General features: G+C 53.2%; 12 protein-coding genes. 6 read left to right on the top strand and 6 right to left on the bottom strand.

The features are described 5' to 3' along the window. Positions 1-27: 27 nt before the first annotated feature. From EYB31_RS05910 to EYB31_RS05895, 4 genes are all read right to left on the bottom strand, one after another. Positions 28-879 carry a carbohydrate ABC transporter permease gene (locus EYB31_RS05910; protein ID WP_131012357.1) on the bottom strand — a complete coding sequence of 284 codons (852 nt, stop codon included), beginning with the start codon at positions 877-879 and terminating at the stop codon, positions 28-30. A gap of 4 nt (positions 880-883) precedes the next feature. Then, positions 884-1795: a carbohydrate ABC transporter permease gene (locus tag EYB31_RS05905; protein ID WP_131012356.1), complete on the bottom strand. Its 912-nt coding sequence runs from the start codon at positions 1793-1795 to the stop codon at positions 884-886. A 184-nt stretch (positions 1796-1979) separates the two neighbouring features. Further along, a complete protein-coding gene (locus EYB31_RS05900; protein WP_131012355.1) occupies positions 1980-3314 on the bottom strand; it encodes an ABC transporter substrate-binding protein in 1335 nt (444 codons plus the stop codon). 39 nt (positions 3315-3353) lie between these two features. After that, entirely contained in the window at positions 3354-4535 is a 1182-nt protein-coding gene (locus tag EYB31_RS05895) for an acyl-CoA dehydrogenase family protein (RefSeq protein WP_240762106.1), read from the bottom strand. Positions 4536-5007: 472 nt separating this feature from the next. Between EYB31_RS05895 and EYB31_RS05890 the strand changes: the two genes are divergently transcribed. The 6 genes from EYB31_RS05890 to EYB31_RS05870 all read left to right on the top strand — a co-directional run bounded on the left by EYB31_RS05890 (position 5008) and on the right by EYB31_RS05870 (position 11885). Further along, entirely contained in the window at positions 5008-7314 is a 2307-nt protein-coding gene (locus EYB31_RS05890; protein ID WP_131012353.1) for an AraC family transcriptional regulator, read from the top strand. Between the two features lie 141 nt (positions 7315-7455). Further along, positions 7456-7599, top strand: coding sequence for a hypothetical protein (locus tag EYB31_RS40075; RefSeq protein ID WP_165452238.1), 144 nt, complete (start codon positions 7456-7458; stop codon positions 7597-7599). A 109-nt stretch (positions 7600-7708) separates the two neighbouring features. Beyond that, the gene (locus tag EYB31_RS05885) at positions 7709-8566 is read left to right on the top strand and encodes an ABC transporter permease (RefSeq protein WP_131012498.1); all 858 of its coding nucleotides are present in this window, start codon (positions 7709-7711) and stop codon (positions 8564-8566) included. A gap of 38 nt (positions 8567-8604) precedes the next feature. Next, positions 8605-9483 carry a carbohydrate ABC transporter permease gene (locus EYB31_RS05880; protein ID WP_131012352.1) on the top strand — a complete coding sequence of 293 codons (879 nt, stop codon included), beginning with the start codon at positions 8605-8607 and terminating at the stop codon, positions 9481-9483. 30 nt (positions 9484-9513) lie between these two features. Next, a complete protein-coding gene (locus EYB31_RS05875; protein WP_131012351.1) occupies positions 9514-11046 on the top strand; it encodes an extracellular solute-binding protein in 1533 nt (510 codons plus the stop codon). A gap of 92 nt (positions 11047-11138) precedes the next feature. Beyond that, the gene (locus EYB31_RS05870) at positions 11139-11885 is read left to right on the top strand and encodes a histidine phosphatase family protein (protein WP_131012350.1); all 747 of its coding nucleotides are present in this window, start codon (positions 11139-11141) and stop codon (positions 11883-11885) included. 10 nt (positions 11886-11895) lie between these two features. On the opposite strand, the gene EYB31_RS05865 is transcribed toward EYB31_RS05870, so the two are convergent. Beyond that, positions 11896-13482: a response regulator gene (locus EYB31_RS05865; RefSeq protein ID WP_131012349.1), complete on the bottom strand. Its 1587-nt coding sequence runs from the start codon at positions 13480-13482 to the stop codon at positions 11896-11898. A 5-nt stretch (positions 13483-13487) separates the two neighbouring features. Beyond that, entirely contained in the window at positions 13488-15221 is a 1734-nt protein-coding gene (locus EYB31_RS05860; RefSeq protein ID WP_131012348.1) for a sensor histidine kinase, read from the bottom strand. Positions 15222-15321: the final 100 nt, after the last annotated feature.

Genomic DNA, 15321 nt, shown 5'->3' with positions numbered 1-15321 from the left:
AGCGCGGGTTTACATGTTCCCAACCGGCTACCCCTTCAGCCCGGTCGTGCTGATGCCTTCCACGATATATTTCTGGAAAGCGATAAACACGGCCAGAATCGGCACCAGCGACAGCACGGACATCGCGAACATTGCGCCCCAGTCGGTCTGCATCGTCGGGTCGGAGAAGTTTTTGATCGCCAGCGATACTGTGGCAAGCTTCGGCGAGTTCAGATACAGCAGCGGGCTGAAGAAATCGTCCCACGTCCAGTAAAACTTAAAGATCGAGACGGTGATGATCGGCGGCACAAGCAGCGGCACGAGAATACGGATGAAAATGCTGAATACCCCGCAGCCGTCAATGGTCGCCGACTCGTCCAGCTCCCGCGGAATGCCGCGCAAAAACTGCACCAGCAGGAAAATAAAGAAAGCCCCGCCGAAAAAGGAAGGCACGATCAGCGGCAGAAACGTATTGATCCAGTTAATTTTCTGGAAAAAGATGTACTGCGGAATAATGAGCACTTCGCTGGGCAGCATCATCGTCATCATCATGCAGGCGAACCAGAACGCCGCGCCTTTAAAGCGAATGCGGGCAAATCCATACGCTACGAGAGTAGAGGAAATGACCGTGCCGACGACCGATAAAATCGTAATGATAAACGAATTTTTGAAAAAGACGGAAAACGAAATGCCGGCGAAACCTTTGAAGCCGTTTGTATAGTTGCTGAATTTAAAATGCGTCGGAATGAGCTGGTGGGCATTGACGAAAATTTCGCTTGTATCTTTAAACGAGCTGGAAAACATCCACAGCAGCGGGTAGATCATCAGCAGGGCGAACAGCGTCACGAAGATGTGCAGCAGCACGCTGCTTATTTGCCTGAATGTGCGTTTGCCGGCCATCGCTCTAATCCCCCTTCGAGTCGTAATACACCCAATGCTTGGATGTCATAAATATAATCGCCGTGAATAAGGCGATCGTCGTCAGCAATACCCATGCCATCGCCGACCCATAACCCATCTCGTAATAGCGGAACGACTTCTCGTAAAGGTACAACGCGTAAAACAACGTCTTGTCGAACGGTCCGCCGCCCGTAATGATCAGCCCTTCCGTAAATACCTTAAACCCGTTGATAATCCCCATAACCAGGTTAAAAAAGATAACCGGCGTAATGAGCGGCAGCGTAATGCGCCGAAACCGCTGCCATGCGCCTGCGCCGTCCACCGTGGCGGCTTCGTATAATTCGGCAGGAACTTGCTTGAGCCCCGCAAGAAAAATGAGCATAGCGGAGCCGAATTGCCACACCGACAGCAGCATCAGCGAGATGATCGCAGTCGTCGGGTGGGTGATCCAGCTTACCTTAACCGGGGAGCCGAGCACCAGCCCCAAGAAGGAGTTAAATGCGCCTTGACTGCCGAACAGCTGCCGCCACATGACCGCAACGGCCACGCTGCCGCCGATCAGCGTAGGCAGGTAGTAGGCCGCGCGGAACAAACCGACCATTTTCAGCTTCGCATTAAGCAGTGCGGCAACGCCAAGGGCAAACGCCAGTCTGAGCGGCACGGCGATAAACACGAACAGCAGGGTGGCCTGTACCGATTTCCAGTAGCGGGGATCCTCGGTAAACATCGTTGTAAAGTTTTTGACCCCGATCCATTCGGGAGCGGATAAAATATCGTATTTCGTAAACGCCAAATAAAGCGAAGCCAGGATCGGCACGACCGAAAATACGAAAAATCCGATCAGCCACGGCGATATAAAAGCGTACCCCGCCGCATTGTTGAAGTATTTAAGCCGTTTCGCGCGCGATTGCTGCAACCGGCATTCTCCTTTCGTTGCTTGCTATTGTAAGTTGGCCTCATCACCTTAAACAAAGAGACGCGCCGCTGGCGGCACATCTCCTTGTAAATTGATTTGGTGCGTTGCGTCTCTCTGTTCTAGCACCGGGACAGACGCGCTGTGCCCTGTCGATCAGACCGCGCAGGGCCAGTAGGCGCTGCGGTTATTTCTTGGACAAGACGGCCGTTGCTTCCTTGCGGAACCGTTCGGCTCCGGCTTCCGGCGTAATTTTCTCAAATAAAATTTCGTCGCTGATGTTTTTGTAGATTTTTGCGACTTCGGCCCCTGCTGCCGGTTCCGGAGGATCGATCACGCCGGCGACTTTCTCGACCTTGGTCAAATAGTCGACGACATTTTTCTGCGTATCGGTAAACGTGCTCTTGATGCCTTCGATGACTTTTGGATTGTACGGCATGCCGAAGTAGGCGTTCAGCGATTTGGCCGCTTCGATGTTGTTTGTGTAAAATTCGATGAACTGCGCCGCTTCCTTCGGATGCTTGGACGATTTCGAGATCGAGTGGAAGAAGGACGGTTTGATGTACATACCTTTGCCGTCGCCCGGATACATCGCCAGCCCGACCTTTTTCTGCAGTTGCTTTTCCATAATGTCGACATGGTTGCTCCAATAAGAGAAGCCGCCGAACGCCGCTTGAGCTTTGGTGAACGGACCGTCTTCAAGGCTCTTCACTTCAAGTTCGGTGCCAAGCGGAGTAATCAGGCCTTCCTTCTGCCAACGCAGCTGCTGCTTGAAGAAGTCTACGAACAGCTTGTCATCCGTGTAGCCAAGTCCGTCGGACGTTTTGTTGAACAAGGCGCTGCCTTTTTGTCTCAGCCATACGCCAAAGTGCAGCTGGGCCAAATGGGTGTCTCCGTAAATGCCAAGCTTATCTTTGATCGTCTTCAAATCTTTCTCGTATTGCTCCCACGAATAGTTGTCTCCGGGAGGCGTGACGCCGGCTTTGGCGAGCAGGTCGGGATTGTAGAACATGACCAGCGCGTTGTTGCCGATATTGACGCCGTACAGCTTATTGTTAAACGTGCCGCCGGCATTGTGAATCGGGTTGACGCCTTCGAGATCGATCGTTTTGTCTTTCACGTAATCGTCGAGCGGGAGCAGCAGGTTTTTGTTGACATAACTTGTGATTTTGGAGTAGTCCATCCGCACGACGTCCGGCATATTGTTCGAAGCGGCAAGCACGCTCAGCTTATCCCAATAGGCGTCGCCGGAATAATACTCAGCTTCGACCTTGATATTCGGGTACGCCTTCTCGAACAGCTGCACAACGGCATTGTTGCGGTCAACCGTCAATTGCGAGCCGGCCCAATACGTCATGCGCAGCGTCACCTGTTCTTTGGAGGCCGGGGTGGAGGTGCTTCCCGAGCCTTGGGGTTGGGCGCTGCCGCCGGAAGCCGCCGTTTCGCCGGAATTGGAGCAGCCTGTGATGCCGATTGCGGAAGCCAGCAGGACGGACAAACTGATCGTAGACCATTTTTTCATACAAAAACTCCCCTTTTTCTAATAAAATGGTGGTTCGTCTTACACTTCGGATTGCTCTGCAAGCGCGCGCCGGGCGAGGCCGCTGAGGACAGAATCGTCCATCGGCGGGTTATGCAGACCTGCCCGTACGTCGCGGTACATTCTTTCCAGCGGCAGATTGCGGGATAAACTGGCTCCGCCGACGATGCGCATGGCCAGATCAACGATGCGGAGCGCCTGATTGGTGGCTGTGTATTTGGCGAGCCCCAGCTCCTGCTTGTAGAAGGGCCGGATCGTAGGGTCGCGGTCCCAGCGCTCCGCCACTGAATACAGCAGGGTGCGCGCGGTAATCAGCTCGGTCTCGATTTCACCGATTTGACGCTGGATATGAGGCAGCTCGGCAATCGGTCCCGGCAAGCTGTTCGGCCTATAGGTGCGGGCGAAGTTCAGCGCGTAATTTCTCGCCGCATACGCGATGCCGATGTAGCAGGCCGGGATGTGCAGCATCCAGCCGCTTTCATCGGGCCGCTTAGGTTCGCCGGCGCCAAGCCGGATCACTTCCTCATCGGGTACAAACACCTGATTCAGCACCAGGTCATGGCTGCCCGTAGCCCTCATGCCTAGCGTGTTCCACGTTTCTTCTACCGTAACGCCTTCCTGGGCGCGGACGAAAAACTCGCCGGTATCTTCTGTTCCGTCAATGCCTGCCGATACGGTAAAATGCCGCAGAATCGGGCTAAGCGTACTGTACGTTTTGCGTCCGCTAATGAGCCATCCGCCATCCGTTCGCACGGCCGTCGTTTCCGGTCTGCCGCCGCGGCTTGGACTGCCGGTGGCCCGCTCGCTGGCAAAATGATTGACCATGGCGCCTTCCGTCACGACTTCCCGGCAGAAGGAGGCATACAGCTTCTCCGGCCATGAGAGCGTGCTGCGCAGCTGCAGCATGGTCCCGATGTGCCAGCCGACCGCTAGGGCGGTCGAGCCGTCTCCCCGGGCGATTCGCTCTTGGGCGAGCACCATCTCGTACAAGGACGCTTCTTCGCCTCCGAAGGCCCGCGGCACAGTGAGCGCCAAATAACCGGTTGCTTTCATATCGGCAAAATTATCAAACGGGAAGCTGCCTTCGGCATCATGTTTTGCAGCCCTCTCGACAAACAGCTTGGCTAATTGGTCGGATCTTTCGGCTATAGCGGCTTCACGTTCATTGCGGATAAATGGGTCAAACACAGATGGTATCGTCAAAAGAACGTTCACCCCTAAGAGTTTTTGCGCCAGCAAAAACTGGCGTCGGAAGCATAATCTAAGAGTTTTTGCGCCAGCAAAAACTGGCGTCGGAAGCATAATCTAAAAGTTTTTGCGCCAGCAAAAACTGGCATCGAAAGATTAAGCTAAGAGTTTTTGCGCCAGCAAAAACTGGCATCGAAAGCATAACCTAAAAGTTTTTGCGCCAGCAAAAACTAAAAAACTTATTACCCATGAGAATAGTAGGAATTAACGCAAGTATACTCCCATTTGTGCAAAACAAAAATGCAAAAAACGGATGTTTTTTTGTGAAATACCGTCAACATGATTTTTACAAAATGGGGGCGGCAAGCATGGTATACTTAATATTGACGCATTAAAACGTTTTTTCACTTGCAGGAAAATCGCTTAGCTCCGTGCATTTTTACGGAATAACTGCAAATGACACCCATTTGCAAAAGTAGGAGGATTCATGTTCAAACTGCGCTCATCCAACTATTTAGCGAAACTGATTTTATTCGGTCTGACGATTTGCACGCTGCCCGTGATTGTATTTGGCGGCATCTCTTTCTCCAACGCCTCAGCGACAATCGAAGATAAGGTCATTCAGGAAAAAGTTCAGGTGCTGCATCAAACCCAAATGCGGATGGAGCAAGCGCTAAAAACGCTCGACAGCTCCATGACCCAATTCAGCATGTCCACACAGGTGTACGATGCGCTGCAGCAAGACATCACGCCGAACAACTACCGGCAGGCGGATATGATGCTCGAAGGCATGCAGCGTCTGCAATCGTTTGATCTGCCCGTGCAAAATGTATATTTAATCAGCCTGGAGCACCGCTGGCTGCTGCACAACAGCGGGGTGACCCAACTTAGCGACGCTGTGCTCGCTGACGACTTGTCGGCCTTTTTGGACAGTCCGAAAAATTCGTTCTGGGCGGCCGGCAACTTGAAAGGGCTGTACGTTCCGCCGATGAACAGTTCACCCTTTTACAGCTTGAATATGGTCAAAAAGCTCCCCGTGTACGCTTTGAATCCGAAAGGGCTGATCGTGGCGCAAATGTCTCCTTTTGCGCTGAACGATATGCTGCTGTCGCAAAGCGACGGAGCGGGCGAGACGATTGTGGTCGATGAGAACGGCAAGGTGCTGGCGCATTCCGATCAGACGATGCTTGGCACATCGCTTGCGTCCTCCCCGTATATGAATCCGCAGCTGCAAGCCAATGCCGATCACGGGCATTTTTCCATAGAACTTGAGAGGACAAGCGAAGAAGTTATTTTCCGTAAATCGGCCTACAACGACTGGACATATATGTCGATCGTGCCGCTTGCGGCAATCGGCAAGGAATCGCGGGATATGGGCAAAATATTGATTTTGAACGGGGTCATTATTTTAGCGCTGACTTTTGTAATCGTTTTCCAAGGCTCGCGTGGCATGTACAGCCCGATCCGCAAGCTGTATATGATCGCTGCAGGCGAACGGAAGCAGGAGAAAGAACATGCCTCCCGCGATGAGATCGGCATGATCCAGCAGCGCATTCTTTCCTTGCAGCGCACACAGGTGCAGATGGCCGAGCAAATTCGGAGCGACCGGCAGCAGCTGAAAGATTTGTTTGTGCTGAAGCTGCTTCAAGGAGCGATGCGGCCCGAGGAAATCGAGGAGAAATGCGGCTTGTTGGGCATTGCCGCAGATTGGAGCTGGATGAGCGTACTGACGCTGCATATCGACGAACTGGAAGCAGCAGGTGAGGGGGAACCCGACTACGACTGGGCGCTTCTTTCCATAAACCGGCTGATCGCCGAAATGATCCCCGAGCATTTGCGGCTGAACCCGGTGCTGATCCGCCACATGCCCGCAGTGCTGATAGGCACTCACCAGGAGTCGGCGGCCGAATTCAAGACGCTGCTTTATCGTACGGCCGATCTTATCCAGCAGGAGATGAAGCGCCATTTGGCGCTGGTTGTCAGCATCGGCGTCAGCCGTCCTTACCGCAAGCTAGAGCATTCGGGAGCCGCTTATGAAGAAAGCTGCGAGGCGTTGAAATACCGGATACGGCTTGGAAAGAGTGCCGTGCTGTTTATCGAAGACGTTGAGCCGGGACGCCGGAGAAATCCGTTTGTCGCCAAGCCGTTTGAAGATGAATTGCTCGGGGCTATTCAGATGGGCGATACGGAGCGTACGGGGCCGTTGTTCGGCCAATTTATGCAGGAGATGCTTGCCAAGGAGATGACCCATCGCGAATACCAGACGGCGCTGCTGCATCTGCTCGCAGAGGTGCTGAGCGCCGTGCAGAACGCCGGAGAAACGGCCGAATCGGTCTACCCGGATGAGGAATCGCTGTTTGACCGAATATTCGAGCTGACGACGGCGCAGGAAATCGAAGCCTGGTTCAGCCACAGCGTGATCATGCCGGCCGCTCAAGCCATCGAACGCCGCCGGGCTGTTATGTACAAATCGATCTCGGAGAAGGTCATCGGCCAAATCATAGACAACTACGACCAGGATCTCACGCTTGAGCTGTGTGCATCAAGGATCAATTACCATGCCAGCTACGTCAAGCAGGTGTTCCGCAAAGAAACCGGCATGAATTTCAGCGACTACTTATCTTCTTACCGGATGAATATGGCCAAGAGATGGCTGGTTGATACCGATATGAAAATTTCCGATATTGCGGAAAAGCTGCGTTACACCAACTCGCAAAATTTTATCCGCTCCTTCCGTAAAATCGTCGGCGTCACGCCGGGGCAATTCCGCCAAGCGGAGCTGGAGCAGAAATAATAGAACTGTCGCGTTTCTGTCGCGTATCGCGCAGGCTGACTGTACGAGGCGCCGACAGTGCGGGCCAGCCCGTAGAGGCCACTGAAAAAGCAGCAGTATGAGCGAAATCATGCTGGAGAAGCGCCAGCGCTCACTTTTTCAGTGGCCACAGTCCGTACGCAGTCTCTTTTGATTATTCGCCAAGCCGAAATGATCGTATTGCGCTCACCCGCCCAGATGATTGTAGATTGTTACCGGTTCGGGTTCTATGATAAGGAAGTCGACGTCGATGACAATAAGCAATAAGCTCCGGCGGCAGGTTACGCCTGCCGTGGAAGCTGCGGGGGTGTAATGATTGATTGTTCCGGGATCCAGATGGGTTGGACGCATCTCAAGAAACCGATGGCTTTACTTGATGCTGTCTCCCGGCTTGCTGTACTTCATTCTTTTTAAATATTGGCCGATGTGGGGGTTGTCCATCGCCTTTATGGATTATCAGCCGTTTCTCGGCATGACGGGAAGCAAGTGGGTTGGCTTGAAGCATTTTGAGCGGTTGTTTAGCGAGCCTTCCTTTTCTTCGCTGTTCGTCAATACGACGATGCTGGCCATCTACAATCTGCTGTTTTTCTTTCCGCTGCCGATTATTATTGCGCTGATGCTAAACGAAGTGCGATCGGCCGTCTACAAACGCGTTGTGCAAACGCTTACTTATGTGCCTCATTTTATTTCATGGGTTGTCGTTGTGGGCATCGTCTACATCTTTTTTACGACCGAAGGCGGCATCGTCAACGAGGCTGCGGCCGCTTTGGGTTTTGAGCCGATCCCTTTTCTGGTCAGCGCCGAATGGTTCCGCCCGATGATTACGGCGGAGGTGATCTGGAAGGAAACGGGTTGGGGCACGATCATCTTTCTGGCCGCGCTGGCCGGGGTCGATATTGATCTGTACGAAGCGGCGCGCATTGACGGGGCCAGCCGTTGGCGGCAAATGTGGCATATCTCGCTGCCTTCGATCCGCGGCACCATTGTCATTTTACTTATACTGAGACTCGGTTCTTTTCTGGACAATGGCTTCGAGCAAATATGGCTGATGCTGAACGCGATGAACCGCCAGGTCGGAGAGGTGTTCGACACCTACGTGTATACGACGGGGATCGAAAACGCCTTATACAGCTACAGCACCGCCGTAGGTTTATTTAAATCGCTGGTCGGGCTGCTGCTGGTCGTCGGCTCAAACCGGCTGGCCAAAAAATTCGGCGAAGACGGCATCTATTAGCATTTGCAGTACAGTGGACAAGGAAAGGGCTGGCATTCATGCTTCAAGATAAATCGTTCTCCGGCCGATTGTTCGACCTGCTGAACGGCAGCCTGCTGCTGCTCATTTCACTCATTACGATCGTGCCGTTTGTGTATGTGCTCGCCGCGTCGTTTACGGCGCCGGAAGCGCTGCTGAACCAGCGCTTTACGATATTTCCGACAACATTTTCGTTTGATGCGTACCGCTACATTTTTTCCACGCCGACCTTGATCCGCAGCTTGCTGGTGACCGTTTGGATTACGGTCGCCGGGACGTTCGTCAATCTGCTGCTGACTTCGCTGATGGCCTATCCTTTGGTCCGCAGGGACCTCGACGGCAGACGGGCGGTTATGCTGCTGGTGCTGTTTACGATGCTGTTTAGCGGCGGCATGATTCCGACGTTCCTTGTTGTAAAGCAGCTTGGCCTTTTGAATACATACTGGTCCGTCATTCTGGTGGGGGCGATCAATCCTTTCAACTTGATCGTCTTACGGAGTTTTTTTCAGCAGCTGCCCACCGGGCTGGAAGAATCGGCCAAAATCGACGGCTGTAATGACCTGGGCATCTTTTTCCGGATCGTGCTGCCGCTGTCGATGCCCGCTATGGCTACTTTTGCGCTGTTTTATTCGGTGGGGCATTGGAATTCGTTTTTCAGCGCGATTCTCTATATCAACGATCATACAAAATGGCCGATACAGGTGCTGCTGAGGCAAATCGTCATTTTATCCGAAGGGGGAATCGGGGAGGCTCAGGCAGTTAGCGAAACGTATATCCCCGTTGCCCAAACGATCAAGATGGCCGTCATTATCGTCTCGACGCTGCCGATTTTATGCGTATACCCGTTTTTGCAAAAGCATTTTGCCAAAGGCGTCATGTTGGGTTCGATTAAAGGATAATAGACTAACTTATCGGGGAGGAAAAAAATAATGAGATTGCACCGGTCGAATATGATCGCCGCGCTCTCCGTATTTGTCGGAGCTGCCGGCATATTGGCGGGCTGCGGGGGCGCGGACGGGAAAACCGAAGGCGCGGCCGCAGGCAAGCCGGACACGGCGTCCAAAGCGGAGCCGCTGAAAATCAGCATGCTGAACATTTATTACACGACAGAGCCGCCAAGCAAGGACAATCCGATTTTTCAAGAACTCCAGAAGTACGTCAATGCGCAGTTCGACATTACATGGGCCCCTTCCACAGCCTACGACAATAAATTTGCCGCCACGATGGCCGGGGGAGAACTGCCGCAGGTGCTGCTTTCCAGAGACAGCAAATCGACGGCGCTGGTGAACGCCGTGCGCTCGGGTATGTTTTGGGAAATCGGGCCTTATTTGAAGGATTACCCGAACTTAAGCAAGCTCAATCCGACGGCGATGAACAACTTGTCCATCGACGGCAAAATTTACGCGCTGCCCCGCACGCGCCCATTAACCCGCAACGGCATCGTATACCGCAAGGATTGGCTCGAAGCGGTGGGCATGAAGGAGCCGAAGACGCTGGACGAGATGGTCAAGATGATCCGCGCATTTGCCAATGACGATCCCGACCGCAACGGCAAAAAGGACACCTACGGCATCAGTGTCGCAGGCGGCAGCCTGCCAAGCGGGCTGGGCACGGTGGTCGTCTGGAATGGCGGCCCTTCGCAATGGGGGCTGAAGGACGGCAAGCCGGTGCCCGATTTTATGACAGATGAGTTTATGGCTTCGATCAAGCTGTACAGGCAGCTGTTCGAAGAGAAAGTCATCAATCAAGACTTCCCCGTCGTCAAAGCAAGCTCGGATTTGTTCAATCAGGGCAAGGCCGGCGTCTATTTCGGGAAAATCGACGACGTGGCGACCCGTTTTAATGAGCTGCAGAAGGCGAACCCGCAGGCGAAGCTGGACGTCATCGACACCGTAGAAGGCCCGAAGGGGCGGAAAATCCCTGCCGATCCCGGCTTTAACGGAATCTTCACCTTCCCGAAAACAAACATCAAATCGGAAGCGCAGCTGAAGCAAATTTTGGCGGTTTACGATAAGCTGATGGACGAAAAAATCCAAAACCTTTTCGATTGGGGAATCGAAGGAAAACATTACAAAATGGACAACGGCAAGCCGGTGCGTCTGGACGAAAAATTGTACAGCAACGATTATACGCCGATGATGCAGCTGAGGATCGATGACGGTTCGCTGGCGATGAAAGGCACGCTTTCTCCGGAAGTCGAGAAATATTTAGGACTGTTCAAGAAAAATGATGCCGATGCCAATGTGATGGTCAGCTCGTCCGTGGGCCCGCTGATCTCCCAAACCGATGTGGAAAAAGGTGCGCAGTTAGCCAAGGGCATAGGCGACGCCGTCACCCAATACGTCATGGGCAAAATCGGCGAACCCGAAGTTCGCGCGGCCATCGAGCAGTGGCGCAAAAACGGCGGCGACAAAATCATCGAGGAATATGCGGCAGAATACGCGAAAACGTCCGGCAAGTAGAGCGATCGGGGGAGGTTTTGTATGCTTGCGGCAAGCCGCCCCTCGAAGCGCTCCTTGAGCCGGAGATTCATGACAAGAAAGGAGTCATATTCATGACGATACGGATATATGTAGTCCGGCATGCCCAGCCTGCGGATCAAGAGCCCGATTACCCGGGCCATCCGAACGCGCCGCTTGGCCGTCTCGGACAAGCGCAGGCGGCTTGCGCGGGGGAGCAGTTTGCGAAGTGGGGGAAGCTGGACGCGATTTACTCCAGCTCCTTGCAGCGGGCGCTGCAAACGGCGCAGGCGATTTACGGCAGGCTGGCGGAGCCGCCGCCGTGGCGCGTATGGCCCGCGTTGTGCGAAACGCACCGCCGGGGTTGGCCGGCCATGCGGCAGTTGGAGCTGGAAGGACGCTACGCGGCATATGCCGCGGAAGAGGCGGCGAGAAAAGCCGAGCAAGGCGAACATTATCCGCCGTTATCGCAGCTTGGAGCGTTGTTTCCCGGGGCGCAGGCGCACGGGGAGCTATTCGAGTGGCCGGATGTATGGCATCCGCAGCTGGAGGCGGAAACAAGGGAGAAGACCTACGCCCGAGCCAGGCAAGTCGTCGATGCGGTAAAAAAATCGCACGCCGGAGAGGACGTCCGTATTGCCCTCGTGTGCCACGCCGCTTTTGGCTCCGTTTTTCTTAACGAGCTGTTGGGCTGCGAGCCGTGCGACAATAACCGCTTCAGCTTTGCACATGCCGCCATCGCCCGGGCCGACTTGGAGGACGACGGGGCGGTGAGTCTGCGGATGGTCAATGATGTCGGGCATATGCCGCAGGCGATGGTAACGGAAGGCGTGGAGCTGTAGAGCGCGATTGTTAATCGCGGTCGTACGGCTTTGAAGTGCTGCGATAGAAATTTTTCTTATACTCCAGCGGCGGGCAGCCGGCATACTTTTTAAACACGTTGCCAAAATACTGCTGGTCGCTGCCGAATCCCGCCATCCCGGCAATTTCGTACATTTTATAGTCGGGATGCGCGGCGATCAGCTCCTTGGCTCGTTCGATTCGCAGCCGGGCCACATAATGGGTAAATTTCTCGCCGGTTTCTTTCCGGAACAGTTTGCCGATATATTCCGGGTTCAGGTACAGGAAATTGGAGGCCAGCCAAGGCAGCGACAGCTGTTCCTCGCCCAAATGGTCCTGAATGAGCTGTTTCATCCGGTGGACAAGCGCGTTTTTTTTGTCCATGTACAACTCATGGTTTAATCTGGTGGCGGTAAGCGCCTGTTCGGCGATGTATTGATGAATATCCTCTAAAGTGCTCATGTTTAAAATGCGGGCAATACTGTCTTTACCTTCATGCACGCGATCCGATTTCGTTTCCTTGGCGATAGCCATCATCAGCTCGATGCACAAGCTGACGGCAACGTTGATTTCTTCATGCCGGTCGTGCAGCTTGCGGAAAAAGACCTGCAGTTCCGTCTGAAGTCCCTCCGTGTCGCCGCTTTGAATCGCCGCTACGATAGGTTCGTGCTGAAGATTTGAGGCGTCTGCGGAGCCGGGTTCTTCGGGAACGTACTCGCTTGTAATAATGTGGTTGACGCCCAAATAAAATTTACGCTTGGAATACTCCTGCACTTCCTGATATAACGCGGCGGCATTCTCAAGAAGGCCGCTGTCGCTGACTGCAAGCGTCAGGCTTTGGTGATAGAGCGCTTCATAGGCGACTTGGATTTGGCTGGAAATCGAGATGGCATCGTCCATCCCCGCATCTTCGACAAGCAGCGCGAACTGGTCGCCGATGATCGTGCCCAGCATAGCTGATCCGGTTGTCTGCAGTTCTTCCGCAATGCGCTTCAGCGCATACAGCTCGCTGATGTCAAACGCACCGGCCGGCTGAAACAATACGACTCTCACGTGTCCGGTGCGCAAATTCAGGGCTTGGCCTAGGCGTTCGTACTCCCGCTGAACCCCTCCCCGGCTCAGCAAACAATCCCGCAAAAGCTGCTCATGTACCGTCGGCATCGCCTCGGCGAGCTGCCGCTGGGCGGATTCGAGCATCAAGCTTTTGCTTCTTTCGCCGTTCAGCTCGTGGATCGCTTTTTGCAAAGCCTGCTCGATCTCTTCCTCATTGCATGGTTTAAGCAAATAATGCTTGACCCCGTAACGCATCGCCTCCGTCGCCAATTCGAACTCGCCGTAACCCGACAGCACGATAAATTGAATGTCCGGCAGCATCTCCTTCGTAAGCTTAATCAGCTCAAGCCCGCCCATCCGCGGCATCTTGATGTCGGTGATCACGATGTCCGGCCGCAGGCGGACGATTTCTTCATACGCATGCCGACCGTCGTAGGCGGCTCCGGCAAACACAAGCCGCAGCCGTTCCCAGTCAACGGTGCTCGCAATACCTTCCCTGATCATTCTTTCGTCGTCGGCGAGCAGTACTTTATAAGTTTCCGTCATTGGTATCACCCCACGCTGGATTGGATTGTTTTGACCGGTATAACCGGTATGGAAATACGGATTTCCGTGCCCTGATTGACGCCGCTTTCAATTTCGATGCCATAAGCGGCGCCGAACAGCAGCTTGATCCGCTCGTCGATGCTGTGCAGCCCGATCCCGGTGCCTGAGCTCAGTCTTTCGGTTTCCTTGGCGCGGATTAAATATCCTTGGTCCATGCCGGGTCCGTTATCTTTAACGATAAAGATCAGTTTATCTTTCATCATTTTGGCGCATACGATGATTTCGCATCTGCCGGTCTCCGCATCGACCCCATACTTGATGCAGTTTTCCACAATCGGCTGCAGCATCAGATTCGGAATTTCCAGCGACCGGATATCCGCCGGAATATCCATTTGGTAGATCAGCCGTTCCTCGAACCGGAATTGCTGAATGGTGATGTAGTTTTGCAAGTTGACCATTTCCTCTTGAACGGTAACAAATTCTTTCTTGCTGACCGTATAGCGGAGCATGTCTCCAAGGGCTTTCACCATATTCGAGATCGTGCGCTGGCCGTTGCTTTTGGCGAGCCAGTTGATCGACTCCAGCGTATTGTAGAGGAAATGCGGGTTCAATTTGGCTTTGAGCGCCTCATATTCCGCTTCTTTTAGCTGGATTTGTTTGATATAGTTTTCTTTGATTAGCATGTCGAGTTTTTCCGTCATCTTGTCAAAGTTGCGGTTCAGTAAGGTCAGCTCGTCGCGATTGGTGAAGGCTTCCGGATGATCGACGGAAAAGCGGCCTTTTTCCACAAGCGCCATCTTGTTCATCAGCGCCTCCAGCGGACGGGCGATACCGCGGGAGAACCGCCAGCCAAGCCACAACAGCACCAGCAGCACAAGCAAGTAAAGCCCGACCAGGACAAATTTCATGATTGTGACGTCTTTGAAAATGGAACCGTAAGGCACAAAATGAATAAATGTCCACCCGGTATAATCCATTGTAAACTGCGTGGCCAAATACAAACCGCCGTCGATGGTAACAAGGTTGTACTGCCTCAGTCCGCGCAGATCAAGCTGCTGCGGGTTCAGCGTGCTGTGGCTTGGAAAAATCGTACGGTTATCCGCCAGGATCATCAGGGAAGAATCGTAATAGCTGCTTTCCCGCGAAGAGGAAAAGACAGCCTTATTGGACTTGATGCCGATCATCAGGGTGCCAAGCGATTCCAGCTTCAGGTCGGGAATTTCCTTAATATCCCGTACTGAATAAAAGTTGTCGTCCTGCTGTTCGCCGCCGACCCAGACGCTTTTGCCTTCATAGCGGTAGCCGAGATCCCGGAAATGCGCCTTGCTTTGGTCGTCCAGGTTCGGGGCGTCGATTCCGGCGATATGCAAATTGGCGTTCGAATCGATAATCATAATAAAAGAAACCGAATAGTCGGAAAGATGGTATGACAGCAGTTTTTTCTTCAATTTATTGGCGGCGTCGAACGACTCGTACACATCGGGGGATGTTTTGATGATATGGAGGTTTCTTTGCACCTCGCTATCGGCCAATACCGATATCGACAAATTGTCGATTTCTTTCAGCCGTTCCTCGATGCGCTCGGAAAACAAGTACAGCCTGTCCTCCGCTTCGCGATAGATGATTTGCTCGTACAGCTTCTGCGACTGCTGCACGAACAGATAGCCAAGCAAACTTGTCGTCAGCGCGCCTATAATAATAAACATGAACAGCTTGTGTTTGATTTTTAGATTTTTCATCCGATCACCGTTCCGGTCCCGATTAATGAAATCCTTAAGCTCATGCGGCGTTTTTAGAAAAATGGCTGCGGTTTTTCTCGATTATAGCATGATTTTGGCA

It is taken from the genome of Paenibacillus thalictri (genome assembly GCF_004307995.1).
Lineage (GTDB): Bacteria > Bacillota > Bacilli > Paenibacillales > NBRC-103111 > Paenibacillus_AF > Paenibacillus_AF thalictri.
Note: the sequence above shows the minus strand (reverse complement) of the source record. Positions and strands in the feature narration are given on the sequence as shown.